The following is a 25124-nucleotide window of genomic DNA, read 5'->3' as shown; positions in this document are numbered from 1 at the left end:
GAAATTGCATCCGTGCAGGTCAGGCTACGTGGTGGTATTCGTTGAGGATGCTGCCCAATCGTGGGCGTCGGAGGATGTCGAGTTGGCTGGTCTGGGCTGGATCGCTGATCGGCTGTGGGAGTGGTTGTAATGGTCGGGCGTTGGCGATGCCCTGGTGGGGTCGGTGGTTGTTGTAGAACTGCTCGTATTCCCGGAGTGCGTGGAGCAGGTGTCGTTGGTTCCAGATCAAGGTGCGGTCAAGCAGTTCGCGGCGGCAACTCTGTATCCACCGTTCGACGATTGAGTTCATCCTCGGCATCTGGATGCCGGTCAGCACGACCTCGATGCTGGCGTCGGCGAGGATGTCGTCGAACAGGCGGGGGAATTTGCTGTCTCTGTCGCGGATGAGGAACCGTGCTCGGTGGCCGGCGTCCTCGAGGTCCATGACGAGGTTGCGCGCTGCCTGGGTCACCCATGCCGCGGTCGGATGAGGTGTCGCGCCGAGGATGTGAATCCTGCGATGAGCGTGCTCGATCACTGTCAGCGCATACATGCGGGTGCCGGTGAGTGTGATTGTTTCGAGGAAGTCGCAGGCCAGCAGAGCGTCGGCCTGGGAGCGTAGGAACTGTGCCCAGGTGCTGGAGGCGCGTTCGGGCGCGGGGTCGATGCCTGCGTCGGTGAGAATTTGCCACACGGTCGAGGCTGCAACCTTGACGCCCAGGACGAGGAGTTCGCCGTGGATCCGGCGATAGCCCCAACTCGGGTTCTCCTTGGCCAGGCGCAGAATCAAGACTCGAATAGAACGGATGGTGCGCGGTCGGCCCGGGCGTTTCGGTCGCGACATCCTGGCGTGGCGTCGGCGGAGTAGATCACGGTGCCAGCGCAGGATTGTATCCGGGCACACCAGCAGGCGGAGCCTGCGCAAGAGCGGGCGTGGTAGCCGGTGCAGGAGTGCGGCGAGTAACGCCCTGTCGGCCGGGCTGAAGCGCACTCTGGTGTCGCCGAGTTGGCGTTGCAGTACTGCGATCTGGTGGCGCAACGCCAGGATCTCGAGGTCTTTGTCTCGGTTGCTCGTCGGGAGCAGCCGGAGCAGGGAGAAGGTGTTGGTCAGGCCGAGGTAGGCCAGTCGCAGCAGCACGGTCGGTCATCCTGCCGTGAGACCGACCAATCGCGAGTGGGCGGCGTCGACGTCATCATATGCAGCGCCTGACCAGCGCGGATGAGATTTTCGGCAAGCGCACGGTCTGAGCGGCGTGCACCACGATAGCGTCGTGCACGCTGGTGATATCCACCCGCTGGCCGGTGTGCCAGCCCAATGCGCTCAGCACGGCGTGGTCGTGGATCCGGCCGGAGCGATCCAGCCTGGCCATCCCTAGCACTAGGCTGTCGGGCTCGACGGCCGGTAGGCGGGCTGCGGGCAACGGGGGCAGCGGTTGCGGTATCTGCGGGATGGGTCGCTGCAACGGCACAGGAATCACCGCGGCGAGTAGTCGTTCTCGCCTCGGTGACTCGTGTTCCGGCTGTCGCCGAACGTCCTCGGCGTCCACACCCTCATCATGACCGCCACCGGCTGGCGCGCAACCGCAGTTACTGCGGTGATGCTTGAGACATTGACCGGTCGTAGCACGAGACGTCACCTGGTCGAGCGGTATAGCGCTCTAACAGTGAACGACACACCGTCGAGGCAGCGACAACGCTGCGGCGTGCGTTCAATGGTGGTCTTGGGCGGCGAGGCTGTCTGAATGGGTGAACTTTCGCCGGTCGCCGATGTCGGTACCACGGCTGGGCCATGGTGGAGTTCAGTGGATTGTGACGCCGTTGAAAGGCACGTGGTCGCGCATGGTTGGAGGCGTTGTCCAGCGTGGTCTGACATAGCAAAGTCACCAGTGTTCGCGCCGCGGTCCGGACCGGTCCGCACGGGCGATGACTTGCCATCGGGGATGTGGACGGGGCGTCGGGATGCTTGGCCGCCCCCGTGGGCGGTGCTTGCTCGTGGCCGTGTGGCGTGATGAGTTGTTCATTTGGCTTGACATGTAGTGGCCAGTGCAGCGTCGGTGAGTGGGCGGGGGACAGGGGCTGGTGTGGCGGTTAGGCTGGGGGTGTGACTGTCGGACTTCAGTGGCCGTATGTGCCGCCTGATGGGTGGACTGCGGCTGATCTTGATCGGCTCAGTTTGGATGGGCCGTATGGGGAGCTTGACGCGCTGAAGCGTATCGAGTTGATCGATGGGGATCTGATCGTCATGAGTCCGCAGACGGAGTTTCATCGGCGTGTGGTGGAGCGTCTGCGGGATGAGCTGGCCCGGCAGGCTCCCGGCGAGTTGACCGCGACCCGGGAGATGGATGTGGTCCTGGGGGAGCGGCAGCGGCCGTGCCCGGACGTGTCGGTTGTCTCCGCCGTGGCGGCGGCGGACCTTGACCGGACGTACTACCTGCCTGCTGATGTGGTGCTCGTGGTTGAGGTGGTCTCCAAGTCTTCCGAGATCCGGGACCGGGAGACCAAGCCCCGTCGGTATGCCGAGGCCGGGATTCGCCACTTCTGGCGGATCGAGAATGACGGTGGCCGGCCGGTCGCTTACGTGTACGAACTCGATCCCGCCACCCGTACCTACCTGCTTTCGGGGATTTTCCATGAGCAGTTGAAGGTGCCGGTGCCGTTCCCTGTTGATCTGTTATTGACAGCGCTGTCTGGGTAGCAGTGTCTTTGCTCAGGAGCCAGCGTTGATGTGTGTGCAGCTCGTGTCGCCGAGATGAGGTTCACGCCGGTGAGATCGGCGTCGGCGTGCGCTGTAGTCGCACTTCCTGGCGATGAATCTGCGATGCCAGGCCAGGATCGTGGCGGGTTGGACGGGGAAGATCTCGCGCCAGCGGCGTCGGGGGAGTAGCGAGGACAGGGCGGCGAACCAGAACCGATCTGCTGGCTGGTACCGGACCTGGCCGGTGACCTGGCGCCGGAGGACGGCGTTCTCGTGCCGCAACACGAGCAGTTCAGCGTCCTTACTGGTGTCATGGCGCAGCAGAACTGCTGAGACGGACAGCAGTTGTCGGGTCAGGTGATACAGCAGTGACACGATCACTGAACCATGATCGCAATGGGGTACCTGGTGTCCTGACCTGGCGCTACGGATTTTCGAGCGGTACAGGATGGTCGGCCCGAACTGCCTCGGCGTGGTCAACAGTGAGCCGGCCGTGCGCCTGGACGCGAGTTTCGCGCGCGGCGGCCTGGCCGAGGGTGAGGTCGGTGTGGTCACCCAGTCCGGCGGCATCGCGATCGCCCTGCTGGAGCAGTTGCGGCGGCTGGGGCCCGGTGTGTCGACCCTGGTATCCACTGGGGACAAGTACGACGTCAGCGGCAACGACTTGTTGCACTGGTGGGAGCAGGACCACCACGTGCGTCAACTAACAACACCATAGCACGCGCTCTACCAGCGAAAATCCGGCGGGAGCACAGTCTTTGGCTCCATCCGAAGTGCCCACGCGGGGCTTTCGGGGCAAGATATCGCCATGCGCCGTGTGGTCAATATGGTCGCTAGAGCACGCGTCCGGACGCGCAATCGGCAGGGCCGTCAGCGATCGACAGGCTGTCGTTTCTGCGACGGGACCGGGGTTCGTGTCAGGCCTGAGTCGCCTGGTCACTTCGGGGTGGAACAGTGCCCTTTGCGCAAGGACGGAAGGAATCAAGTACCGTCGTGCGACGGTGGGATGGACCTTTACAACGACAGCCGGTGAGGGTCTTTGCAGATGTCAGGCCTCGGAATATCTTTAACCGCTTCTCGCCCGCTATCGCTTATCCAGTACCACCCAACGCCGTCAACAACCGCCCCTGCGGCGTAGCCGAGTTTTTCGAGTACGTGCGCACTTCGGTGCACTTCGTTGGATGTTACCCCAACGATATGCCGACGGATCTCACGAACTCGCAGACGCCTTTTGTGTGTGCTGAGCACGTGAAGAACCGCGCTGGACACGTCAGTCATCCTTGCGACCCGGGTGCTGTCAGGCCTGGGCCTAGGCTCGGCTATCTGCGCGCTGCCTTCCTTCAACGCCTTTCGTACCGTACCGAACGCAAAACCACTCTTCTCCGCTATGTCGCGTATAGACTCGCCCTTGCCATTGTTGTAGCGCACTAGCCAATCCGGTAAATGTTTGCGCCAAGCGTAGCGTGGTTGACCGGGGTTACGCCTCATCTCTGCCCCAAGCAATTCGAGATATCGATACATTGTGGCGCATCCAACACCCGCCGCTACGGCCATGTTCTTGATTGACCGTCCGCTTTCATATTGACGCTTTAGTTCAGGACCTCTGTTGACAGCATCCTGAATCTCCTGGGCCTCAGCTAGGCCAGCGTCGGTTACGGCGTAGCGGACATTTTTGCCTGTCCCGGCCGTCTGCACAAAGGATCGTTGCCGCAAGTAGGCCAACGCTCTGTACACTTTTTTCGCCGAGACTTCGTTAGCATCGGGGCCCACGGAAAGACCTTCAATCACCGCCCGAGGTGTCATTTCCCTTTGTTTTGCAAGAAGTAGCAAGGCCTTTTCGTGCAGATTCGTAACAACGGGTTGCCTGGCCCGTTTCGCGGACGTGGTCAACGCTCGCGATCCTCCATTTCGGTCGTTCATCAGCTTCACCATTAGGCGGTCGTTTCCGCAGTCCCGTCTACCCCGGTTGTATACGGCCATGATCTCGATGAGCGTATCGAGATCCAAGCTGTTCTTCGCTGAATGTCCGAACTCCATCACGAAGCGAGCCATCAGGGCGCCAGGGAGAGTTAGGACGTGGTATGCGTTCCGATGCTTGATAATCTTGCGTGTGATCCCGTTTTCGTGAAACTCGTGCAAACTCTTGAGAAGATCGTGAAGGTTGGCTTCGGGTATTTGTAGTAAGAAGTCGCAAAGGTTCAGCGCGCGGCTGCTGTACCGCAGTGCGAAAAGCATGCGCCAAGTCAGGGTTTTTTCGTCGCTCATGGCATAGTTCGCTGATTTCCGCGCTTGATCCGGGGCAAGTTCTTCGGTCGCGGCCATGTACCCGTCACTGGCCAAGATGTACCGAATGCCACTCGGCTGGCCCTCGTGAGGGTCGCCATAACCCGGCTCCACCTGTATAACCAGTTTTTCTTTCAGCATGACGGCAAGGGTTTTGAACACCACGCCTGGCGCCAGCCGGGTTTCCGCTTCAATAACGGAATGGTGAAGGGCTGCCGCGTAGAACCCGTGGCACGGCCAGGACTGTTCCAGGCACAGCGGACACTCTTGTGGCTCTCGCGGTGATGGTAAGTGTGCGGTCAGTTTGTCGACCGCCTCGACAGCGCGCCCCAATGGGCTGTCCACGGCGACGACGACAGCAATGATGCCTTGTGTGTCGTCCGGTGCGGTCATCTCGGCGCCGCCCGCCCCGTTGCATGCGGCGCGCCGGCCCCGCGTAGCACCGCATGCGGGTGCCTGCAAGCCGTGTCGTTGGGTGGGGATGAATGACTCTCGCGTTTGATCGCGGTGGTCACTAAGCCGACCTCCTCGTCGGGACGACCCACACAAAGTGGGTCCTGGGCGTGGTGCCTGCGTCCGCCCATCAGCCTGGTGCCTGTCACGGGCGTTTCGGTTCCGGTGCGAGCGGGAACTTTTCCTCGCCGGTTCGCGCTTTTCTGAGCTGGGCGAACACGTGGACGCCGGGGTGAGAACTTCCGGCGTGTGTGTCCCGTCGAACTCGCAGTGCGATCAATCTCCGAGCTACATTTCGCAAGGTAATTCGTTAGCGGGTTCGCCTGAAGGTTCTTTTCTGCCAGATCAATTGCATTTGCCGTGGAGGGATGCTCCGCAGATGCCGCAGTGTCGACCGCAGCCGTAGTGGACCTGTCCTGGTCGAGAACGCGGGTCATCAGGTTTGACCTGGGCGGTCGTGACATCCGATGATCGGCGGTCGTGTCTGTTCGTCTGGTCTATCGGCTCTGTGGTCAGGTGCTGTCCTGGCTTGCTTTGTTCGCCGGTCGTCGGCATCGAAGGACGCCGAGATACTCGCCCTGCGTCACGAGGTCGCGGTGCTGCGACGAAACAATCCAAGACCTCGGCTGTCCTGGTTGGATCGCGCCGTCCTGGCCGGGCTTGCCCGGATGCTTCCGAAGGCGCTACGCGCCCACCGGATGGTCACGCCGGGAACGTTGTTGCGCTGGCACCGCAGACTGATAGCCGCGCGGTGGCGACAGCCAAAGCCGCTGGGCCGTCCACCGATCGGCGATGAGCTGGTCACGTTCATCCTGCGCCTGGCGAGGGAGAACCGGAGCTGGGGTGTAGTTCGTATCCAGGGTGAGCTGCGTCGCCTCGGCCATCGAGTCGCCGCCTCGACCATCCGCAAAATCCTGCGCGCCAACGGAATCCCGCCATCGACGCGCCGCGACGACACCTGGCGCACCTTCCTGCGAACCCAGGCCGACAGCCTGCTGGCAATCGACTTCTTCCACATCGACACCGTGACGCTGAAGCGGCTGTACGTCGCGTTCGTCATCGAGATCAAGACACGCAGGGTCCACCTACTTGGCATTACCCAGCATCCGACCGGTGGTCATGTCTCGTGGCTCAGGGCGTAGGCGATGGCGTGCTCGCTGGTGAGTGCGGTGCCCTCGTGCAGCAGGGTGGTGAACGTGTGGTCTCCCGGCGCGTGACGGGCGCGCTGTTCGCAACGTTCGTGTGCCGGGGCGAGGTGGCGCAGTTCGTTTGGTGAGGTTCCGGTTGATCGCCAGAGCCTGGCGGCGGCCCCGAGCAGCCGGGCGGCGCGGTCGGCGTGTCGTTCCGCTGTAGCGTTCCAGGCCAGTATTTCTAGGCAGTGCGCGGTACCCCACTGATCGTCCACGGGTCGTCCGGTGCGCAGTGCTTCCCGGGTCAGCCGGTCGGCCTGCTGCCGATCGCCGGTGATCCACTGGCCGAGGCCGTGCACCCACAGTGCCCACGACTTGGACATGGATCCGCCGCAGTCCTCGACTAGGTTCAGGCACTCCTCGCCGAAGGCCAGAGCGTGGTCGGCGTCGCCGGTGGCCGCGGTGGACACCACCAAGTGCAGGAGAGTGCTCCAGACCCCGTCGCGGAAGAACGCGGCGACCCCGGAGAGCCGGGTGGCGTGCGCGAGGGCGTGCTCGTCGCCCAGCCGCCTGGCCAGGGTGTGGCATTCCCGCACTCTCGCCAGCCCCGCGGCCCAGTCGGCCTGCAGGAAGGTGAACCACGCGTTGACCCAGAGGGCCTTGGCCCGCGCCGGGCTCGGCTCCCGGTCCAGGGCCAGGGTGCTGTCGAGCCAGTGGCGAGCCTCGCTGAACCAGCCGGAGCGGGTCCGGTGGTTCCACAGACCGGCCGCGATCTGCGATCCGGCCGGCACCTGGCCGGGGTCGGTCAGGCAGAACTCCAGGGCGGTCCGCAGGTTGGCGTGCTCACGCCGGAACCAGGCGAACCAGGCCAGTTCGTTCGGCCCCACCCATTCCTGCTCGGCCCGCTCGGCCAGCCGGGCGTAGTGGTCCCGGTGCCGCAGCCGGACGGCCCGCTGGTGGCCGGATGACGCCAGTCGCTGTTCGCCGTACTGGCGGATGGCCTCCAGCATTCGGTACCGGGCCGCGCTGGCTTCCTCGGTGCGGATGAGGACGGATTTGTCCACCAGCCCGGCCACCAGCTCCAGCACGTCCGCACGCGCGATGCCGGCGCCGGAACAGACTTCCTCCGCGGCCTGCAGGTCGAACCCGCCGGTGAACACCGACGCCTGCAGCCACACCGTTCGCTCCTGCTCGGTGCAGAGGTCGAAGCTCCAGGTGATCGCGGCCTGGAGCGTCTGCACCCGCGGCACCGCGGTTCGGCTTCCCTCCGCCAGGAGCTCAAAGTCGTACTTCTCGAGCCGGGTCAGCATCCGCTCCAGGGACAATGCCCGTACCCGTGCTGCGGCCAGCTCGATCGCCAGCGGGATTCCCTCCAGCCGCCGGCACACGCGAGCGACCGTCGCGCGATTGGGGGCATCGACTGTGAAGCCGGGCCGCGCGAGCGCGGCCCGCTCGGCGAACAGCTGCACCGCCTCGTTCCGCGCCAGCGCGCGGGCCGTCATGGGTTCTTCGGTGTCGGGCACCGGCAACGGCGGCACCTCGAGCAGATGCTCCCCGCCAGACCGCAACGCCTGCCGGCTGGTGGCCAGGACCCGCAATCGCGGCGCCGCCCCCAGTAGGTCGTGTACGAGCCTGGCGCACGCATCCAGCAGGTGCTCGCAGTTATCCAGCACCAGCAGCAGTCCTGGTCGTCCAGGAATTCCGCCAGCACCACCGTCGGAGGCCGACCGGACTGATCCCGGATGCCCAACGCGTCGGCGACCGTCTGAGCCAAGAATGTGTCATCCTCCAGCGCGGCCAGCTCCACCAGCCACACCCCATCGGGGACGACATCCGTCAGGTGCGCGGCTATCCGCAGGGCGGGCCGGGTCTTGCCGACCCCGGGCCCGCCGGTCAAGGTGACCAGCCGATGCCGACGCAGCAGCCGCTTCGCCGCCGCGACCTCTCGTCGGCGGCCGACGAAGCTGGTGGCCTCGGCGGGAAGGTTGCCCACCGATTGACACGAACCGGCACGTGACATTACAGGTCCCGGGTTGTCCGGTGTGTGATTATCTTTGCAGCGATCTCCACACCGAACCAGCCCCGTGAGCAGTATTCGGTCGACGGTTCGTCACATATGTGTCGCGCTGAGGCAGAAAGGGTGCCACTGTCCACTATTCGCCATAGTCTCATCTCATTGAGACGCCGTGGACATCTACCTCCACAAGGGCAGCCAAGACGATATGAAGTCAGCTGTGAGAAAATGAAATTCAGTGGTGAGACCCTACAGATCACCTCACTGGGTCGTGAGCGAGGTTGGCGAACCGGCGTCGACACTACCGCGCTGGCGTTTAGTGGCCATTGCCAAGACCACGCCTACGCCTGCCGTTCCACCATGCCGGGTTGATGCAGCATTCTTGACACCGGAGTATGCAGGCTGTCCCGGGTCCTCGTCCGGTGTGGAGGTTTGTGTAGTGCCCTGCGGAAGGTCACAGTGAATGCATCGCGGCTGCTGGTGGCCTCGCTGAACGCGCCCGACTCGCGGCCTGGATGACACCAACGAACGTGAGACCGTCATGTCGGGTACCAGGTCGCGGCGGCATGGTGACAATCTTCCTGCCGAGGTCACCAGTTTCGTGGACCGCCGCCGGGAGATCGCCGAGGTCAAGCGGTTTCTGTCCACCAGCCGGTTGCTGACGTTGACTGGTGTGGGTGGGGTGGGCAAGACGCGGCTGGCGGTGCGGGCGGCGGCAGGGGTGCGGCGGGCGTTCCCTGACGGGGTGTGGCTGGTCGAGCTGGCCGCGCTGCAGGACCGCACGTTGCTGGAGCAGACGGTCGCGGACACCGTGGGGCTGCACGATCGGTCCGCGCGGTCGCCACGGGAGGTCGTGGTAGACCACCTGCGGGACAAGCAACTGCTGCTGGTGCTGGACAACTGCGAGCACCTGGTGGATCGATGCGCGGGGCTGGCGGTCGAGCTGCTGGCAGCGGCGCCGGGCCTGCGGATCCTGGCCACCAGCCGACACGCGCTGCGCACCCCGGGCGAGCACATCCTCGCGGTACCGCCACTACCGGTGCCGGATCCCGAACGCCCATCACAGCCCGGGAAACTGGTCGGCAACGAGGCGATCCGCCTGTTCGCTGAGCGAGCGACGGCCGTGGCGCCCGGCTTCGCGGTCACCGCCGACAACCACCCGACGCTCGCGCGGATCTGCCGCCGGCTGGACGGGCTGCCGCTGGCCATCGAGCTGGCCGCGGCGCGGCTGCGGGTGCTCACACTGGAGCAGATCCTGCACCGGCTGGACGACCGCTTCCGTCTCCTGTGCACAGGCAGCCGGACGGTATTGCCCCGCCATCAGACGCTGCGGGCGGTGGTCGACTGGAGCTACCAGCTGTGCTCACCACCCGAGCAGGCGCTATGGGGCCGGGTGTCGGTGTTCATCGGCGGGTTCGACCTGGACGCCGTGGAGGCGGTCTGTGCGGGGGACGGCATCGACCGCGCACAGGTGCTCGAGCTGGTGACCGGATTGGTGGACAAGTCGAGCCTAACCAGGCACGACCAGAACCACGGTCCCCAGGCGCGGTACCAACTGCTGGACACCATCCGCCACTACGGACGCGACACCCTGCGCACGGCCGGAAAAGAGGCAGCGCTGCGCCGACGGCACCAGGACTACTACCTGGATCTGGCCGAACGCGGCGAGGCCGAGTGGTTCGGCCCCACCCAACTGGAGGTGGCCGCCCGCACCCGGAGCGAGCACGCCAACCTACGCCTCGCTCTGGAGTTCAGCCTGAGCACCCCTGGCGAATCCCACAACGGCCTGCGGCTGGCAACGACCCTGTACTTCTACTGGGGCGGCTGCGGCTTCGTGGCCGAGGGACGCCACTGGCTGGACCGGGCACTGGCCCTGAACACCGAGCCGAGCAGGGCGCGAGCCACCGCGCTGTGGATCAACGCCCACCTCGCTGTCCTGCAGGGTGACCTCCTCGCCGCCACGGCCATGGTGGAGGAGTGCCGGGCCTGGGCCCAGGGGCGGGGCGAGATGACCACCCTGGCGTACGCCATCTGTATCGGGGGAACCGTCGCCTGGTTCAGCGGCGACCTACCGCGCGCGCAGGCCCTGCTGGAGGACGCCCTGGCGCGCTTCGAGGCCCTCGGCGAGCTGAACGGCACCGTGATCAGAGGCTATCTCGCGTTGATCGTGGTAGCCGTATTCCAGGGGGACCCCGCGCGCGCTGTCGCGCTGGGCGAGCATGCTCGCGCGCTGAGCGACCGGTACGGCGAGCAATGGGCCCGGGCCTACACGCTCTACGGTCTGTCCCTTGCTGAATGGAGGCGGGGCGATGTGGCGCAGGCGAACAGGTACGCCAAGGAAAGTCTCCGTGGCACACGTGTGTTCAACGACACCCTCGGCACGGCGTTGCTCGTCGAGCGGCTGGCCTGGATCGCCGGGACGGCCGGCGAGGGCGAGCGGGCCGCGGTGCTGCTCGGCGCGGCCCACCAGATCTGGCACCTGGTCGGAGGCCGGCTCCTATTGGGCTCCCCACACTACCTCGCCGCGTACGACGCGTGCGAGCAGCAGGCCCGCCGCACCCTGGGCGACCGCGCCTTCCAGGCCGCCTTCGCGCGCGGCGCCGACCTTGACCTGGAGCAGGCCGTCGCCTACGCGCTCGGCGAGAAACCAGAACCCGCCACTCCGGCCTCCGCCGCGACGGACACCGCGCAGACCCTATTGACCCGCCGGGAGCAGCAGGTCGCCGCACTCGTCGCGGACGGACTGTCCAACAAGGACATCGCCGCGCGGCTGGTGATCGCCCAGCGCACCGCCGAAGGCCACGTCGAGAACATCCTGGCCAAACTCGGCTTCACCACACGCACCCAACTCGCCACGTGGGTCATCGAACACCGAAAGGGCCGGGACCAGTGAGGGCCGGCGGCGGATCGCGCCGGCCGGTGTAGATCAGCATCTGGTCGGTGCACTCGGATCGGACGCTGCGCACGAACCTTTCCGCGTAACAGTTTGCTCGGGGCGTTCGCGGCGGGGACTTCACTGTGTCGATTCCCTCGGAGGTGAATACCGCGTCGAACGATGCAGCGTATTTGGTGGCTCGGTCACGGATGAGGAACCGGAACTGGGAGATCCGTTCGTCGAGGGTCATCAGCAGGTTGCGGGCGGCCTGGGTAGTCCAAGCCGCGGTCGGATGCGTGGTCGCGCCGAGGATGTGGACTCGACGGGTGCGGACCTCCATTATGAACAACACGTACAGTCGGCGCAGGCTGATGGTGTCCAGGTGGAAGAAGTCGCTTGCCAGTAGGCCTGTTGCTTGGGTGTGCAGGAAGGTGCGCCAATTGGTGTCCGGCCGTCGTGGCGCGGGACTGATGCGGGCGGCGGTGAGGATGCGGCGGATCGTGCCCGCGCCGATGTGGTGTCCGAGCCGGGCGAGTTCTCCCTGTACGCGGCGATGTCCCCACCTAGGGTTCTCCCCGGGCCAACCGCACGGTCAACTCGCGGAGTTCGTCGCCGATTGGTGGGCGTCCTGGTTGGTTCGGGTAGGTCCATTTCCGGGTGATGAGATGGCGATGCCAGGCCAGCAGCGTGCCGGGTGTCACGATGCGGTGCCGGCGCAATTCGCGGGGCAGTAGCCGCGTCAGTGCCGACAGGATCGCGCGATCTGGCCATCCAGGGCGTGGCTGGTCGACCTGGCGGCGCAGGACCGTCACCTCATGCCGCAACACCAGGATTTCGACATCCTTGGCGGCGGAGCGTCGGAGCAGTAAAACTAGCCAGCCGATCAACTGCACCGTGATCAAGTACATCAGTCGAAACAGCACGGTCGGTGAGCATCGCACGGCCCTCGTACGGGGCAAAACGGCAGGTCACCGAGCCAGACGTCGAGTTATGGCACGGTACAGGTTTTCGGCAAGCGCAACGTTGTCAATCAGAACGCAAAAATGGGATAGGTTGATGCCCGCAGCTCGCACGCATTGGAATAGGTCCGCTGCCAGTCAATGGGGTGACCTTGCCACGTTCCGTGTGCCGTAACGGTGATCGGCGCCCAGAGTGCTGGGCACATAATATCGGTGTCCCTGTCCAACTTTGTGAAGTCGCCATCCACCTCCCTTAGCCTGTTGCAGGCCTTGGTGGCGTGTGGATGACTGCCGTTGTCGGGGTCGCATGTCAGTGTTACGGCCGCATCCGGGATTGCCTTGGCCGTTTCGCCCGCTTTGGTCGTCAGGAAAAGCTTCGAGTTCGCGGCGGCACTGGGAGAATCCGTGTTTCTTCGCTCAGTGGCGGGGGCGCTCACGCCTACCCCGCTGACCATGATAGCCGCGACGACAATGAGTATTTTGAACATCACCTGTCTCATGATTTTCTCCTCGTATCCGCGCGAAGGTGGGTAGGGTCTAATTTTCTTTCTTGTCGCGCTTGGTTTGTTTTTTCGCTCATCTATTCGTTCGAGTTGAAGACGGAATTTGCGGCCGTGCCGGACCGCATGACTAACTCCTGGCCGATTCGTTTGCCGAAGACGTGATGTACTGCAGGCCGATCCAGTCGAGCAGACTATAATTTGAATAGATACGCCACCATTGCGAGAAGTACGGCCAAGCCCGCGCACCGAGCAGGGCGTAAGGTGGACATTCATCGTGCCTCTGTCGCCGGGGCAATCCTTGCCAGGAGGGAAAGCCCGGGATGCTGTAGCCCTCGGCGCTCGCTTCCTCGGTCAGCCCTCGGTGACAACATCCACGATCAATCCAGTGATGGGTGCGCTCGCGCCGATCAGTGGTGTGACATCCATTCGGTCGACGCGGGCCTGGTCGATGAGCGGTCAGGTGGAGACCTTGCCGTCAGCGACGAGCGACGCGACCGAGAGGTCGGGTAGGGCCAGTGCGACGGCGAAGTTGGTGCCCTTGTCACGCAACATTTCGCGCCGCGATCGCACGGTTGCCGTGCCGTTAGGCCCCGGGGACTCCTCGACACGGCCAGGTCCCAGTCCCGAGCCACGTCGCCGGCAACCGCGATATCCGCCAGTGCCATGGTGGAGCCGTACCCGTCCGGTGATGCCAGGAAACCGTTCGGTCAGATGGTATTGGTGGGTGTCGCGCGGCCGAGGCCACGGCTCAGTGCCAGGCCGAGCACGATCAGGTCGAGGTCGAGATGCAGCCAGTGGTCGGCGGCATTGAGTGCGACGAAGGTGGCCGCCCTGCCCTTTGTCGATGACCAGGCCGTCGATCCACAGGATCAGGTGGATGCTGCTGCCGCCGATCAGGAAGCCCCGTGCGCCGCCTTCGGTGCGTGCCGACACGAGGCCTGCGACGCCGAAGACCACGTGCACGAGGTCGGCCAGCCTCGGAGGCTTGATCAACGAGTACAAACCCGTAGCGGTCTAAAGCCCAGGTCAGCCCCAGCGGCCGACTTCTGGAACCCCCACACGGTCAGAAGCGAGGTCACCGACCGGCTCCTGGTCATCAGCGAGCGACATCTACGGTCCGCGCTGGAGCGGTATGTCGCTCACTACAACCAGCGCCGTCCCCATCGAGCGTTACAACTCCGCCCACCTCGACCCGACCACGCCTTACCTAGCGAGAGTGCGGGCACGCCGTACGCCGGCCGGTCCTCGGAGGCTTGATCAACGAGTACGAGCCTGCGGCAGCTTGACGCCCAGGTCAGCGCTGCGGGCCGACTTCTGGAACCCCACAGGGTTGCGCGTGTTCCGGTGAGGTCGGATGTGGCCGGGTGTGATGGCTGGATGGGCGGCTGTCTCGACAGGGCTTAGAGCGTCGAGCGCGAAGGGGCGCCGCAGGGGTCGGGTCCTATCCGGTGATGAGGGCGGCGGGGAGTCTGCCGGTGCGGCGGCCTTTGTTGTAAAGGGTGAGCAGTTCGTGCTGCAGGACCGAACGCAGGGTTTTGGCTGAGCCTTCGGCTTGGCCGCGGCAGGCGGCGAGCCATCCGGCGGGGCCTTTCTTCAGGCCGGCCATGGCCGCCGCGAGCGCGTCGTGGTCGAACTCGCGGGTTTTCGCCTCGTCGGTCCAGCGTTTCTCGACCAGGAACAGGAATTGCCCGACGGCTTTGAGGATGTTCTGGTCGACTGCTTTGGGGTCCTCACGCCCCCACGCTGTGGTGATCACGTGCAGCATGTCGGCGACGAGCTTTTTGCCGTAGCCCTCGCGGAATCCTTCACCGGTGTAGTAGACCTTCTCCAGGGCCAGGATGGCCCGGATCTTGCCGTCTCCTTGGCCGACGGCCCACCCGTTGGCGTGGACCGCGTCGTCGATCGCGACCGCCATCGGTTCGCCTTGGGTCACCCGGACTTTGTGCAGGTCGAGTTTGTTGGCGGCTTCTTGCTGGTTGAACTGGACGAACAGGCCGGCCTCCTGCTCGAGGGTCAGGCCGGTGTGCAGTTGGCACTGGAGCGGGAAGTCGTCCTTTTCCAGTTCGGAGACGATGGTCCAGCGGTGCCAGCCGTCGAGGATGACCAGGCTGCCGTCGGGGCGTTCGGAGACTTGCAGGGTGCCCAGGGCCGCGCGGTTGTAGTTGTCGCGGATCTTGGCCAGCTTGCTCTGGGTAAGGTGATCGCGTTGCACGCGCGGGTCGACGGTGAGATCACCGGCGCGGACACGCTTATTTCGTAGTGCCATGGCGGGCTTTGCCTCCGAGACGGGATCGGGAGAGGGTGTCAGCGGCCTGTTTGAGCGACACGCTGGTGGCGCGCATCAGGCGGATACACTCGGTGATGTCCTGTTCGGACATGCCGGCGGTGCTGACCGGGACACCGTGTTGCAGGGCGGTGGCGGTGGTCTGCGCGAACGCGTGGATGCGCAGGACACGCTCGTACACCACGGGCAGCCGGACGCTGCTGGGCTGGGTACTGGCCTGGGCGTCGATCTTCTCGCGCTTCTTGAGCTCGCCGTAGGCGGCGGACACCGTCAGGCGGTCGGCCTCGATGTCGGTGATCAGCCGTTGGGCGAACGGGGCGCCGGCCAGGGCCTTCTCGTAGACCAGCTTCAGGCGCGACCATTCCCAGAGGGCGATGCCGAACTCGGCCTGGAGTTGCTCGGGCAGTGGGGTGTCACCGCGCCGTTTGGTCTGCATGATGCGTGTGTATCCGTCGTAGATTGTGCTGACGGGTGTGACGAACGATGGCGTGACGTCCTCCAACCCCCGGTCCATGGTTCATGCAGGTGTGGAGGATCGTACCGAGAAGACGATCACACAGTGCCGGGTGTATCACCCGACCATCCGAAACGGACTCTCCTGACCTCGAACGACACCTTGAGGTTTCCTTCTTTTCTCTCCTCCGGCACGGCAGGAACCGGGGACACCGGGAGTCGGCAGGGTCGATCGCCTGGGGCGAGTCGAGCGCCGCGTGGCGGCTTGCCGGCGATCGGCCCTTAGGCAGCGGGTGGACGACCATCTGGCCGGTCAACGTCACCACGTGGGGCGTGATGCCGGGAAGGTGGGTACACCGGTCCGTGTTCTGCACGGTGGCCAGACTTCGGTCGTGCACCAAGTCACTAAGTAGCCGCATTGGGCAGGTGTGTAGGCGTGCCATGGGCATGGATCGGTCGAGCATTGATGATGTTGTTCTTCGGTTTGGCCGCGTCGGCATATCTGGGTCGCTACCGGTCTCGACCACCATCATATGTCCATTGTGGAGAGAAGCGCCGGAGTGTGGCGACCACAACGAATTCTGCGGACTGGTAAGGCCGGGCTGTTCCGTGGTTGTCTCAAAGGAACGCACCGATCACGGTGGCGCCGATCCACACGATCACGCCTACCGAGACGAGCACGAGCACCACGACGGCGCCCGAAACCCAGTTCTGCCACCGCGAAGCGGTGCAGCGTGCGATACGGCACCACCACGCCCCACCGCCTCAGCAGCATGTGGATCTTGGCCAGGGTCAGGTCCTGCTTCAGCCAGGTCTGAATCTGCTCACGCTGCTCGGCGATCGCCTCCCACGAGGCGCCAGTGCCGCGAGGCCGGTCCGGTCGGACCACGGCCACCGCCGCCCCGAGCACCTCCTCGGTCAGCTGGCCGTCCCCGCCCTCGAGCGTCACTCCGCAGGCCTGGGCGGCCTGCACATACCGGCGGACCGTCTTGCGGTCCAACTCGGCCAGCCGGGTCACCTCACGCAGCGAGTGACCCGCCAGCCCCAACCGCAGAACCTCTTTGATCTCGATCACTGATACCTCCATATATGCCATCTGACCAGCGCAACGGCCAAACGACCGGAGGTCGGGACGCCACGCGGGACCCGTCCGGGTGGTCCCATCAGTGGCAAATCCCTATCGAGGTGGTCCCATGCTCATGGCACCGAGCGCTCAGGTGGTCCCATGCTCGTGGCAGGCGACATTGACTGCTCAGGGACCCAGAGCTGGTGATCAAGCCGGTCGGACTTCGGAGAAGGACCTGATCACAACGTCCGCTCAGCCGCAATGAGGGAGCGACTCGCCAGACACCTGGACCGAGTCTGGCCAGGCACCGGTCCTACGCCAAGTATCTAAGTTGCTGATGAGTGGGACGGACCCGACGTCGCGCCGCGCTCCCCGGCGGTCAGCCTGGCGGCATCCGCTTCATCACGTTCAGCCCACCGCTTCGTCAGTGGTCTCATTCCGCATCGTGCGGCCTGTCGTCAGGTCTGGCTTTGGTAGGCGAGGCTCGCGCACACCAGAGCCGCCGCCGCGTTCAACCCACAGCGTCACGGGTGAGCCGGGCCGGGCCAAAACCTTCCCACCGCGTGTAGCGGTTCGCATGCCGACACGCTTGATCAGCAAAACCGCTGTTCACAGACATTGTGGACCTTCTTCGCCGTTATTTGAACCGTCCCGACCTCTTGGGACCACTGGTCGACGTCGTGCGGAAGATCGGCAACCGATGTGATAGCGACGACGCGACGGTCGAGGGCAGGACAGCCTCGCCTGACTACGACCGGCGGCGTCTCAGCGATACCGACATCGCCGAAGTCATCGAGGCTTACCGATCCGGTGCGACGACGCGGGCGCTCGCCGAGTCGTACGGCGTCAGTCAGACGACGATCAAGAAGAAGCTGCGGGAACGAAAAATTCGAAAGCGTGGCGCCGACACCAACTCACCGAGACGGCTACAACGCTAACAGCACGCCGGAGCTAGTTATCAATGTGCAGGTCATCGCCATGTTGGTAGCGTAGTTGGGTCAAGATGAGACTTCCAATGCCAAGCACACCAAAAGCGTAGCGCTTAGCATCATCACGCTTCTGGATGTTATGACGATCAACGTTACCAAGCGCCTGAACAAAGCCCATTCCTAGGGCTCGCCACCCCTCCCATTCGCTCGGCTCCTTACCCTGTGGGGTTCCGAAATCATGCATTGTCGCTTTGACCTGCGGTAACCACGAACTTTGCCCGTAGGGCATGATCGTGGGACGTGGGGTTGCGACTGGTATATCTGATCTTCATTCGGCTAAGTGGTTGGCTAGTTCTGCTGGGTCGCTCCGCGCCGTCGAAGGACGTGGAGTTGCTCATTTTGCGGCACGAGGTTGCCGTGCTGCGTCGGACGAATCCTCGTCCCCGGCTGGACTGGGCTGACCGCGCGATGCTCGCCGCCTTGGCGCGACGGTTGCCAACTATGCTGCGCCGACACCGACTGGTCACACCGGCGACGCTCCTGCAGTGGCATCGGCGCCTGGTGGCCAAGAAGTGGACCTACCTGAACTCGCCTGGCCGCCCGTCGCTCGACACTCAGCTCGTCGCACTGATCGAACGGATGGCGCGAGAGAATCCGAGGTGGGGGTATCGCAGGATCCAGGCTGAGCTGCTCAAGCTCGGTCACCGGGTCGGTGCCTCGACCGTCCGGTATGTCCACATTCTCGGGACGACAACGCATCCGGACGGCTCATGGACGACGCAACAAGCCCGCAACCTACTCATGGACCTCGGCGACCGAGCTGATGAGTTCCGGTTCCTGGTTCGCGACCGGGCCGGCCAGTTCACCTCAGCGTCCGATGCGGTGTTCGCCGGCGCAGGTGTCGAGGTGGTGAAGATCCCGCCGGGCTGCCCGAGGGCGAATTGTTATGCCGAAAGGTTCGTCGGCACGGTGAGAAGCGAGCTCACCGACCGGCTCCTGATCATCAACGAACGGCGCCTGCGGACCGTGCTGGAGCGATACGTCGCCCACTACAACCACCACCGCCCTCACCGCGCCCAGCAACTCCGCCCACCCCGACCCGATCGCTCCGTCCCAAGCTGAGGCCATGCCCGCGCCGTACGCCGGTCAGTCGTCAACGGTTTGATCAACGACTACGAGCCAGCAGCAGCCTGACGCCCAGGTCAGCGTCATAGTGCACGGTTTTGGAACCTCACAGGATCCGAGCCTGGAATGAGGATCCGAAACCGTTCGTGTGGACCAAAACCGCCGACGACATCCTGGACAGCCTCGCCCACTACTGTCACAAACTTACGACGCTAACTAACGACTCGGGACACTAGTTTGTCAGCTGGTCGGTTACCTGGTAGACGGCTTGCTGTAGTCCCGGATCGGTCGGCATCTCGTCGACGAAGTCCCACCAGTACCCGCCGCCGACACTGCGCTGGTACCCCAATGCGGCCCCGTAGTAGTACGCGGCCAGCTCTCGCCGGGCCCTGGCAACGTCGAGGGGATCGAAGGCCCAGTACAACCTCGAGGTGCTCGCCAACCAATAGCCGAGCTCGCCCAGTCCGACTTTCTTGCCGGCGAACTCGTCCAGCAGCGTTGTCATCACCTGGTCGAAGGCCAGGCCCAGGGGAGCGTCCTCCACCCAGGTCGACAGCAGCACTGTGTCGATGTTCCGCCGGATCTGCGGGGTCAGATTCGCCCTGGCCCAGTTGAAGGTCGACCATTCCGGGCTGTCTGTGCCGATCTGCCAGTACAGGGTGAGGACCACCATGGCATCCGGTCGTTGCTGGCGTACGTACCGGGCTGCCTGGTCGATCTTGTTGATGATGCGGTCCTCGTGGGGGACCTCCTGCTCGGTGCATGTGCCCTGGTCGTCGGTCTTGCGATCGAGCCAGCAGCCGTTCACCTCGTTGCCGACCTCCCAGGCGTCGATCCACGGGAAGGCGGTCACGTACGCCCTCACCCGGGCCAGATATTCCTCAGTGGTGTACCGGTTTGCGAAGTAGGAGTCCACCGGCTGGCCAAGGATCTTTAATCCGGCGGCGCGGGCCGTTTCCACCGCCTGCCGATAGACCTCAGGATCAGGTTGTTTGCGGTCGTCCTCGTCGTCCACCCCCGGGTCAAACACGATGCGGACCCAGCCGTATGACCCGCTGAGGCGCCGCGCGAGTGTCGACCACTCGGCAGGCGTGCCGATCTTGTCGACGGTCAGGCCGATCTGCGGGTCGGTGCGATGGCTCTTGGCGTACTGGGGCCCGTATTCGGCCAGCAGCGTGTCCAGGGCCAGGTGGATCGCGTCAAGCGCGAACTGGCCGTACTTGCCACGGTCGCTGTCGGTGCGCGCGTGCCGGGCACTGCTCAGGTTCGAGCGGGCCGCCGCGTAAGCCGCGGCCCACTCCCCTGAGCGGTGGTAGTCCGCGCGGGCAGCTAATGCCGCGTCCAGGCGCCGCATGGCATCGACCGCGGCCTGGTAGTTGAACACGACCGTGCCTCCCGCGCGGAAACCGGTGCCGCCGTCGTCGAGGACCACGAACGAGAAGCCCCGCTGGGTCGGCCAGTTGACCGCGAAGGCGACCGGACGGCCGGGGATGTCGAACTGCCACCGTCTCGGCACGCCCTCCTCGTACAACGGGTGCATCGCGAGATGCTGCATAGTGGCCGGATCCAGCAGGGTGTCGCTGTCGTATTCGCCGGCGCCGTGCATCACCGACCTCACCTCGTCGGCGAACAGTTCGATGCCCGAGCCTTGGGCATCGTAGAACTTCAGCGTCACGGTGTCGCCGACACTCGGAGCCGAGCTGGCGACCACCATGCTCAAGACAAGAACTCCGACGCACAAGCAAACGCAAACACGTGCGAAACGACTATTCATCATCCTGTACTTGGCTTTCACCATGATCATCCGTGGCTTTGACACGAGTGATCAAGCGTCGCTACGTCGAACGTGATGACGCGAAACGAACATGGCGGGTACCACGTCGGCAGCCTGACACCCCCAGGCGGGCGAGTGAAGGGCTATCAGTGGCGCAGAATCACTGTTGTCGTGATTACGTCAACGGTGTGATGGTGGGCGGAAGTACTGCGATCGCCGAACAAGACTGCGGACGCCGCTGTCGCTGACCCGATCCACGAAACGGTACCGAAGAAATGCCACGGATCTGAGACTCATGCAAGGGTGACACGTCGTGAGACAACCGAGAAACCGGCAGGTCAGCGAAGATCTACATGTCATTGAGTTTGGGATCCTACAGCTGTCGCGGATGTAGGGTCTCAAATCTGGTGTCGTAGTCTCATGGCCAATGTCGTATGGATGTCCTATACGACATCGCCGTGAGATTGCTCCTCGGCGTCTGGCCGATTCTCGCCATGCTTTGTCGTTCGCTGCCCATCGTCGGTTTAGCTAGGGGCCCCGACAATGGCCCTTTGCGTTCGTCGGGGTTGTCAGCAAAGACTGCGGTTTGTGGGCGTGGACTGGATTTCATGATCTTGAGGCGGCGGTGACGGCGGAGGGATTGGGGCATGATCTCGAGACGTCTGGCGACCTTCACCAAGGTGGGTGCCGTAACACTGTTGCTCGGCGCTCTTTCGTTTTCCTCAACGGCATCCGCGGTGCCTTCAGCAGTGGCGCTTTCGCTTCCGGAGAAGGTGCAGCGGATGCTTTCGCAGGGTGCGCTGGCCCGCTGGTATGCCCAGCATCCGGAGCAGGTCTCGGCCGGCATGCGGGCGAGGCCGGACTGGATCGCGGCGCTGGGCGCTCGTGTCAACGCGGTGCCCCGGGCGCTTGCGCCGGGCGACTTTCCGATGCGCCGGGCGCTGTTTAATCGTGACGATCTCGGCCTGCCGCAGAACGAGGAGTCGGTCGATCGCTGCTCGTCGAACGGCAACCTGGTGTTGGCGGGGACGAACGACTACCGGGGTCTGCTCAACCCGCTCGGCAACTTCACCGGCTGGCACTTCTCCGACAATGGTGCGACCCTGACCAGGGAGGGGCTGCTGCCAGCCGTCACCTTCGCTGACGGTGTTGCGGTGCCGTCGAGTGGCGATCCGGTGGTGGCCTTCGACGCGGCCTGCAACGCGTACATGGCCACCCTCAACCTGGTCTTCGTCGACGGGGTGCCGACACATAGCGGCATTGGCGTCTACCGCACGACGGCCGGCACGCTGGGGTCGTGCCCCGGCGGTGACGACCCCACCTGCTGGCCGACCCGTACGCTGGCAGATCAGGTGATCTCTCCCGATCCGGCACACTTCCACCTCCTCGACAAGCCGTGGATGGCCGTCGGGCACAGCGCCGGGCAGACCGTGATCTGGGTGACCTACACCGACTTCGCGGTCGACTTCCCCAATGTCACCACCACGATCAAGGCGGTGCGCTGCGAGGCCAACCTGACCAGCTGCGGCAAACCGATCAATCTCAGTGCCGGTGGCAGCGATGTCCAGTTCAGCGATGTGACCGTCGGGCCCGATGGCCGGACCTACGTGACCTGGGTCGAGGATCGGATCACACCGAACGACGGGGAGACCTTCGTCATCAAACTGCGGGTGGCCGAGGCCGGCAGCAGCGAGTTCAGTCCGGAGGGGGTGGTCACCACCGAGCTCGAGCCGATCGGTTTCGGCGGTGTCCTGCACGCCAACGACTTCCGCGTCGCCACGTACCCCAAGCACGACGTGAAGATCGTGAACGGGATACCGCGGATATTCGTGATCTGGGAGTCGTGCCAGTCCCGTCCGCTCAACGTCATCTGCGAGTTCTCACGCATGCGGATGACCTTCTCCGACAGCTTCGGCGCGGGGTGGAGCAACCCGACAACGCTGTCGGCGGGCGGGGACAACTACTTCGGCACGTTGTCCGCCAATCCGGGTGGTGCGAACCTCGCGGTGGCGTACTGGACCAGCCGGTTCGATCCGGTGTTCGGCAACCGGCAGGACCTCGAACTGGTCACTGTCGGGCCCCAGGGCACCGTGGTCAACCGGCAGCGGCTGACAACCCCGTCGAACGAGCCCGAAGCCGACCCGTTCCTCCGTGGCTTCTTCATCGGTGACTACATCGAGGTCACCGCACGCGCTGACAACGCGTTGGTGGCATTCAACGCCAACTATCGAAAGCAGGCTCTCGGTCTGGACGCCAGCCTACCCACCGCCCAACAGGACAACTACCTAGCCCAAGCCCCGCTCTAACCAACCAGATGGTGGCGTCGCCGAAGCACGCAGGGCCGCCACCCTCACAAGAACCCGAAGACGAGAAGCGTCGGAATCAAAGCACGGAAACGCGCGCTGGTCGCCGCGATCCGCCGGGACGCGGACGTCCGACTTATCCGGACGGACGCCATCTTCCCGCCGAGACCACGAGTTTTGTGGATCGCCGACGGGAGATCTGGTGGCCGGCCGGTGCAATGGCGGCCGTAGCCGAGGAGACTCCGCAGATGGTGCTCGATCGGAGCGGACGAATGAGCTGGGCGTTGGTCGATATGCTGTCGCAGCTGAACCTGGTCCACAGAACCACGCTCCTGGCCGCGGCTCTGATGCTGGCGGTGGCAACTCGGCGGCGGCCGACAGTGAACGCTGCTCGGTCCGCCCGTCCTGCGCCGGCCGGGGCACGTTCGCGTCCTATGGCGAGGTCTTCACCGTCTACGACCACAAGGCAGACGGGCACTCCGCGGTCCTGCTCTACTAGTTGCCCGACGGCTACGGCCCGCGCCTGGTGTGGAATCCCAACGGCAACGGCACGAGAGTCACAGCAGACCTCGAGCTGCCGGAGGGCAGTTGGGTCACCTACCGAGTGTGCCTGGGCAAGTACGGAGCCAAGGACGTGCTCGAGAAAACCTGTGGTGCCACCATAACCGACTTCGCATGAGCATGAAGGGGCCAGCATGTCAAAGCTGAACCGTCGTACTCTCCTCGTTGCGGCGGGAATCACCGCCGCGGTTCCTCGGGCGGTCAGGGCGGCCTCGGACCCGTTCCAGTTGGGTGTCGCGTCCGGCGATCCGAGGCCGGACGGAATGGTGTTGTGGACAAGGCTCGCCGCCGCCCCGCTCGATGCCGACGGCGGCATGGGCACCCGGACCGTCCGTGTCGACTGGGAGATCGCCACCGACGCGAGATTCGTCAACATTGTCCAGACCGGACGCGAGAATGCTGTGCCCGCCGACGGTCACAGCGTGCACGTCGAGCCACGAGGCTTGGCGCCCAACGCCTGGTATTTCTATCGCTTCAAAGCCGACCGCCATATCTCGCCGGTCGGCCGCACCCGCACCGCGCCCGCGCGCGGCGCCAGCGTAGCCTCGCTGGAGTTCGCGTTCGCGTCCTGCCAGCACTTCGAGGTCGGCTGGTATCACGCCCACCGTTACATCACGGCCGACAACCCCGACGTCGTGTTGTTCCTCGGCGACTACATGTACGAGAAGCCAAGCCGTCAGGCCCACAAGGTCCGCCGGTATGTCGCCCTCAACAACGAGGCGAACACATTGTCGGAGTACCGAATCCGCTATGCCCAGCACCATCTCGACCCGGATCTCAAGGCGTGCCACGCGGCCGCCCCCTGGCTAGTGGTCTTCGACGACCACGAGGTGAAGAACAACTGGTACGGCGTGCGGTCAGCCATCCCCGAGCAGCGACGCAAAGACGCCTTCCGAGCGTTCTGGGAGAACATGCCGCTGCCGAAGGCGATGAAACCGACGAGTGCCGCGATCAAGCTGTATCGCCGCATCGAATGGGGAACCCTGGCCCGCTTCCACATGATGGACACGCGCCAGCACCGCAACAAGCAGGCGCCGGCGAGAGACTGCGGCAAGGTCAACAGCACGACCCGCACGCTCACCGGCCCGGCGCAGGAGCAGTGGCTGCTCGACGGCCTGACGGCACGCGGCTCAGGCTGGGATTTCCTGGGCCAGCAAGTGTTCTTCGCGCACCGCGACTACGACGGCGATCCCCGCACCTGCGACGGAAACAACGATTCCTGGGACGGCTACCGAGCCAACCGCGCGCGGATCATCCAAGGTTGGATCGACCGCACGGTCCGCAATCCCGTTGTCCTGACGGGTGATGTGCACACCCACTGGGCGAACGACCTGCGCCTCAACCGAACCGGCCCAATCGTCGGCACCGAGCTCGTGACGAGCTCCATCACCTCGAAGGGCAGGAACAAGCCCGGTGGCGCGAGGAACAATCCGGGCTTGAACTTCATCGGCAACCACCGCGGCTACGTCCGGGTGACCGTGAACGCGCAGCAGCTCACGGCCGAATGGACCCGGCTGAGCTCGATCCAGGAACGAGACCCGGCCAAGGTCACCATGTCCGTGTCCCGGAGATACGTCGTGCTGGACGGCCAGCCGGGCCTGACCATCTAACGACCTCGTGCATGGTTGCTGATCTTGGCTGAGGCAGGGAATTGTGCGGGTTGTCAGCAATGATCTGTCCAACCTCGGCTGGGCGCGTGGCATGACGAGGCCGGTGCGCGCGAGGTGGTGGGCGGCGC

At 64.5% G+C, this 25124-nt stretch carries 24 protein-coding genes; 10 read left to right on the top strand and 14 right to left on the bottom strand.

The features are described from left to right. Positions 1-19: 19 nt before the first annotated feature. The gene (locus B9C43_RS59445; RefSeq protein ID WP_084434999.1) at positions 20-1117 is read right to left on the bottom strand and encodes an integrase core domain-containing protein; all 1098 of its coding nucleotides are present in this window, start codon (positions 1115-1117) and stop codon (positions 20-22) included. Between the two features lie 55 nt (positions 1118-1172). Beyond that, positions 1173-1526, bottom strand: a complete 354-nt coding sequence (locus B9C43_RS54390) for a hypothetical protein (protein ID WP_084434998.1) — start codon at positions 1524-1526, stop codon at positions 1173-1175. Between the two features lie 581 nt (positions 1527-2107). On the opposite strand from B9C43_RS54390, the gene B9C43_RS54385 reads away from it, so the two are divergent. Beyond that, the gene (locus B9C43_RS54385) at positions 2108-2674 is read left to right on the top strand and encodes a Uma2 family endonuclease (protein WP_200826157.1); all 567 of its coding nucleotides are present in this window, start codon (positions 2108-2110) and stop codon (positions 2672-2674) included. Positions 2675-2686: 12 nt separating this feature from the next. Here B9C43_RS54385 and B9C43_RS54380 read toward each other — a convergent pair whose 3' ends face one another. After that, positions 2687-3055, bottom strand: coding sequence for an integrase (locus B9C43_RS54380; RefSeq protein WP_235039409.1), 369 nt, complete (start codon positions 3053-3055; stop codon positions 2687-2689). Positions 3056-3122: 67 nt separating this feature from the next. Here B9C43_RS54380 and B9C43_RS54375 point away from each other — a divergent pair, with 67 nt between their 5' ends. Continuing rightward, positions 3123-3392 (top strand): hypothetical protein, encoded by a 270-nt coding sequence (locus B9C43_RS54375; protein WP_084434996.1) that lies wholly within the window; start codon positions 3123-3125, stop codon positions 3390-3392. A gap of 296 nt (positions 3393-3688) precedes the next feature. On the opposite strand, the gene B9C43_RS54370 is transcribed toward B9C43_RS54375, so the two are convergent. Next, positions 3689-5350, bottom strand: coding sequence for a hypothetical protein (locus tag B9C43_RS54370; RefSeq protein ID WP_143447289.1), 1662 nt, complete (start codon positions 5348-5350; stop codon positions 3689-3691). 695 nt (positions 5351-6045) lie between these two features. Between B9C43_RS54370 and B9C43_RS54365 the strand changes: the two genes are divergently transcribed. Then, a complete protein-coding gene (locus B9C43_RS54365) occupies positions 6046-6552 on the top strand; it encodes a helix-turn-helix domain-containing protein (protein ID WP_200826156.1) in 507 nt (168 codons plus the stop codon). On the opposite strand, the gene B9C43_RS54360 is transcribed toward B9C43_RS54365, so the two are convergent. Beyond that, the gene (locus B9C43_RS54360) at positions 6528-8213 is read right to left on the bottom strand and encodes an ATP-binding protein (protein ID WP_084434994.1); all 1686 of its coding nucleotides are present in this window, start codon (positions 8211-8213) and stop codon (positions 6528-6530) included. The genes B9C43_RS54365 and B9C43_RS54360 overlap by 25 nt on opposite strands. A gap of 882 nt (positions 8214-9095) precedes the next feature. Between B9C43_RS54360 and B9C43_RS54355 the strand changes: the two genes are divergently transcribed. Beyond that, positions 9096-11447, top strand: coding sequence for an ATP-binding protein (locus B9C43_RS54355; RefSeq protein WP_084434993.1), 2352 nt, complete (start codon positions 9096-9098; stop codon positions 11445-11447). Here B9C43_RS54355 and B9C43_RS59440 read toward each other — a convergent pair. From B9C43_RS59440 to B9C43_RS58175, 4 genes are all read right to left on the bottom strand, one after another. Continuing rightward, positions 11416-11769, bottom strand: a complete 354-nt coding sequence (locus B9C43_RS59440) for a hypothetical protein (RefSeq protein ID WP_235039408.1) — start codon at positions 11767-11769, stop codon at positions 11416-11418. The two genes, B9C43_RS54355 and B9C43_RS59440, sit on opposite strands and share 32 nt — an antisense overlap. Before the next feature lie 223 nt (positions 11770-11992). After that, positions 11993-12352 carry an integrase gene (locus B9C43_RS59435; RefSeq protein ID WP_143447287.1) on the bottom strand — a complete coding sequence of 120 codons (360 nt, stop codon included), beginning with the start codon at positions 12350-12352 and terminating at the stop codon, positions 11993-11995. A gap of 107 nt (positions 12353-12459) precedes the next feature. Further along, complete coding sequence (locus tag B9C43_RS57325; RefSeq protein ID WP_160097435.1) at positions 12460-12888, bottom strand: subtilase-type protease inhibitor; 429 nt, start codon at positions 12886-12888, stop codon at positions 12460-12462. Between the two features lie 459 nt (positions 12889-13347). Further along, on the bottom strand, positions 13348-13884 hold the full coding sequence (locus tag B9C43_RS58175) for a DUF4383 domain-containing protein (protein WP_200826155.1): 537 nt from the start codon (positions 13882-13884) through the stop codon (positions 13348-13350). Between B9C43_RS58175 and B9C43_RS59430 the strand changes: the two genes are divergently transcribed. Beyond that, positions 13765-14148 carry an integrase core domain-containing protein gene (locus tag B9C43_RS59430; RefSeq protein WP_084435008.1) on the top strand — a complete coding sequence of 128 codons (384 nt, stop codon included), beginning with the start codon at positions 13765-13767 and terminating at the stop codon, positions 14146-14148. The two genes, B9C43_RS58175 and B9C43_RS59430, sit on opposite strands and share 120 nt — an antisense overlap. 184 nt (positions 14149-14332) lie before the next feature. Here the strand turns inward: B9C43_RS59430 and B9C43_RS54330 are convergent, their stop codons facing one another. From B9C43_RS54330 to B9C43_RS54320, 3 genes are all read right to left on the bottom strand, one after another. Further along, positions 14333-15157, bottom strand: a complete 825-nt coding sequence (locus B9C43_RS54330; protein ID WP_143447285.1) for a DUF6551 family protein — start codon at positions 15155-15157, stop codon at positions 14333-14335. Then, positions 15141-15677, bottom strand: a complete 537-nt coding sequence (locus B9C43_RS54325; RefSeq protein ID WP_143447284.1) for a hypothetical protein — start codon at positions 15675-15677, stop codon at positions 15141-15143. Before B9C43_RS54325 ends, B9C43_RS54330 begins: the two co-directional genes overlap by 17 nt. Before the next feature lie 480 nt (positions 15678-16157). Further along, positions 16158-16703 carry a hypothetical protein gene (locus tag B9C43_RS54320; protein WP_084434988.1) on the bottom strand — a complete coding sequence of 182 codons (546 nt, stop codon included), beginning with the start codon at positions 16701-16703 and terminating at the stop codon, positions 16158-16160. Between the two features lie 671 nt (positions 16704-17374). Between B9C43_RS54320 and B9C43_RS54315 the strand changes: the two genes are divergently transcribed. Then, the gene (locus B9C43_RS54315; protein ID WP_235039407.1) at positions 17375-17632 is read left to right on the top strand and encodes a helix-turn-helix domain-containing protein; all 258 of its coding nucleotides are present in this window, start codon (positions 17375-17377) and stop codon (positions 17630-17632) included. A gap of 13 nt (positions 17633-17645) precedes the next feature. Here B9C43_RS54315 and B9C43_RS60415 read toward each other — a convergent pair whose 3' ends face one another. Continuing rightward, positions 17646-17867: a TIGR02391 family protein gene (locus B9C43_RS60415; protein WP_407657199.1), complete on the bottom strand. Its 222-nt coding sequence runs from the start codon at positions 17865-17867 to the stop codon at positions 17646-17648. Between the two features lie 56 nt (positions 17868-17923). Here B9C43_RS60415 and B9C43_RS54305 point away from each other — a divergent pair, with 56 nt between their 5' ends. Further along, complete coding sequence (locus B9C43_RS54305) at positions 17924-18745, top strand: integrase core domain-containing protein (protein WP_235039406.1); 822 nt, start codon at positions 17924-17926, stop codon at positions 18743-18745. 235 nt (positions 18746-18980) lie between these two features. Here B9C43_RS54305 and B9C43_RS54300 read toward each other — a convergent pair whose 3' ends face one another. After that, positions 18981-20462, bottom strand: a complete 1482-nt coding sequence (locus B9C43_RS54300) for a hypothetical protein (protein ID WP_084434986.1) — start codon at positions 20460-20462, stop codon at positions 18981-18983. Between the two features lie 707 nt (positions 20463-21169). Here B9C43_RS54300 and B9C43_RS54295 point away from each other — a divergent pair. The 3 genes from B9C43_RS54295 to B9C43_RS54280 all read left to right on the top strand — a co-directional run bounded on the left by B9C43_RS54295 (position 21170) and on the right by B9C43_RS54280 (position 24996). After that, positions 21170-22828 carry a hypothetical protein gene (locus tag B9C43_RS54295; protein WP_084434817.1) on the top strand — a complete coding sequence of 553 codons (1659 nt, stop codon included), beginning with the start codon at positions 21170-21172 and terminating at the stop codon, positions 22826-22828. A 496-nt stretch (positions 22829-23324) separates the two neighbouring features. Further along, positions 23325-23504: a hypothetical protein gene (locus B9C43_RS54285; protein WP_084434819.1), complete on the top strand. Its 180-nt coding sequence runs from the start codon at positions 23325-23327 to the stop codon at positions 23502-23504. Positions 23505-23520: 16 nt separating this feature from the next. Beyond that, positions 23521-24996, top strand: a complete 1476-nt coding sequence (locus B9C43_RS54280; RefSeq protein ID WP_084434820.1) for an alkaline phosphatase D family protein — start codon at positions 23521-23523, stop codon at positions 24994-24996. The last annotated feature ends 128 nt before the right edge of the window (positions 24997-25124 follow it).

The sequence above is a fragment of the Kibdelosporangium aridum genome (assembly GCF_900176515.1).
GTDB classification, from domain to species: domain Bacteria; phylum Actinomycetota; class Actinomycetes; order Mycobacteriales; family Pseudonocardiaceae; genus Kibdelosporangium; species Kibdelosporangium aridum.
The sequence above is the reverse complement of the archived record's forward strand: the minus strand, read 5'-3'. Positions and strand labels throughout refer to the sequence as shown.

Coding starts and splice junctions, on each gene's coding strand:
- B9C43_RS54300 (WP_084434986.1), bottom strand. CDS start 20,462: ATGGTGGTCGCCAGCTCGGCTCCGAGTGTCGGCGACACCGTGACGCTG.
- B9C43_RS54370 (WP_143447289.1), bottom strand. CDS start 5,350: ATGACCGCACCGGACGACACACAAGGCATCATTGCTGTCGTCGTCGCC.
- B9C43_RS60415 (WP_407657199.1), bottom strand. CDS start 17,867: ATGCATGATTTCGGAACCCCACAGGGTAAGGAGCCGAGCGAATGGGAG.
- B9C43_RS59440 (WP_235039408.1), bottom strand. CDS start 11,769: ATGGAGGTCCGCACCCGTCGAGTCCACATCCTCGGCGCGACCACGCAT.
- B9C43_RS54330 (WP_143447285.1), bottom strand. CDS start 15,157: ATGGCACTACGAAATAAGCGTGTCCGCGCCGGTGATCTCACCGTCGAC.
- B9C43_RS57325 (WP_160097435.1), bottom strand. CDS start 12,888: ATGAGACAGGTGATGTTCAAAATACTCATTGTCGTCGCGGCTATCATG.
- B9C43_RS54355 (WP_084434993.1), top strand. CDS start 9,096: ATGTCGGGTACCAGGTCGCGGCGGCATGGTGACAATCTTCCTGCCGAG.
- B9C43_RS54375 (WP_084434996.1), top strand. CDS start 3,123: ATGGTCGGCCCGAACTGCCTCGGCGTGGTCAACAGTGAGCCGGCCGTG.
- B9C43_RS54295 (WP_084434817.1), top strand. CDS start 21,170: ATGATCTCGAGACGTCTGGCGACCTTCACCAAGGTGGGTGCCGTAACA.
- B9C43_RS54280 (WP_084434820.1), top strand. CDS start 23,521: ATGTCAAAGCTGAACCGTCGTACTCTCCTCGTTGCGGCGGGAATCACC.